General features: G+C 43.4%; 2 protein-coding genes. One reads left to right on the top strand and one right to left on the bottom strand.

Annotated features, from left to right (window positions below; genetic code table 11):
- Positions 1–21: 21 nt before the first annotated feature.
- Complete coding sequence (locus tag F6K51_RS38175; RefSeq protein ID WP_293031596.1) at positions 22–429, bottom strand: hypothetical protein; 408 nt, start codon at positions 427–429, stop codon at positions 22–24.
- Positions 430–537: 108 nt separating this feature from the next.
- On the opposite strand from F6K51_RS38175, the gene F6K51_RS38170 reads away from it, so the two are divergent.
- A partial coding sequence (locus tag F6K51_RS38170) for a caspase family protein (protein WP_293031593.1) occupies positions 538–1023 on the top strand: 486 nt, incomplete at its 3' end.

The raw sequence follows: 1023 nt of genomic DNA, 5'->3' as shown, positions 1-1023 counted from the left end.
CTGTTTCAGTTTTTCCAAGTGTTATTCTTTCACAGCTGCTTCTTGCTGTTCTGAACGACTGACAACAATCACAATATTATTAATTTGTTGGTCATAGCCTGTAGGTGATGACTTAGGTTTATGTCCTCTCATTATCGTAGAGCTAGGTTTATTGACTGGCTGGATTTCCGCTGTTGTTGGGAGATAGTCTGGGGGAATATCAACCGTAGTGTCAAGTTGGTTGTAATAAGTTTGGTAACGTTGATTTAACTCAGGATTGGCTGCAATTATCTCTAGCAGCTTGGGTTTGGTATACCTCTCCCAGGCCAAAGGTTGGGCATCAAGTTGATCGCCAATTTCTTTGATGCTCTTATTATCACCTTGACTCAAGGGTGTGTCTAAATCGGTCAGAGCAAGTAAAAACGCTAATAGGGTTTTGTTGGTATTCATCAGCCACTGCTACTACTTCAATCATTATCTTTATACACGAAGGATCAGCCTAGTTCCCGAAATTGTGATAGTATGTTACCCTAATAAAAGTTTCAGAACCTCGCTCCAATGAGACCGCAATGGGAAGCCCTAATTGTTGGGATTAACCGTTATCCAGAATACACCAACTTTAACGACTTGACCGTTGCGGCATTAGATGGGGAAAATGTCGCTCAACGATTAGAGCAGTATGGCTATGAACCGTTTCGGATTCAAGACTTACCCCTTGGGTTGACCCAAAAAGGAGCAGGGGGACCATCCAGCACAGGACTAGTAAAATTAGAGGAATTAAGGTCAGCAGTCGCTAATCTGTTTAATCCTCCTCCTCCCAACCAACCTCCAGAAACCGGCCTATTCTTCTTTTCAGGCCATGGCTGTAGACAAGAGGTGGATGGTATTGAGGAAGTTTTCTTAGTGACAAGTGATGCCTTTCCTGATGTGGGAATTTATGGCTATCCTCTGCGGGAGTTGGGTGAGCAAATCGCAACTAGCCCAGTCAAACAGGTAGTGATTTGGTTAGATTGTTGCTACAGTGGCGAGTTACTAAGCTTGCTA

This window comes from Moorena sp. SIO3I8 (assembly GCF_010692325.1).
In the GTDB taxonomy this organism is placed as follows: domain Bacteria; phylum Cyanobacteriota; class Cyanobacteriia; order Cyanobacteriales; family Coleofasciculaceae; genus Moorena.
The sequence above is the reverse complement of the archived record's forward strand: the minus strand, read 5'-3'. Positions and strand labels throughout refer to the sequence as shown.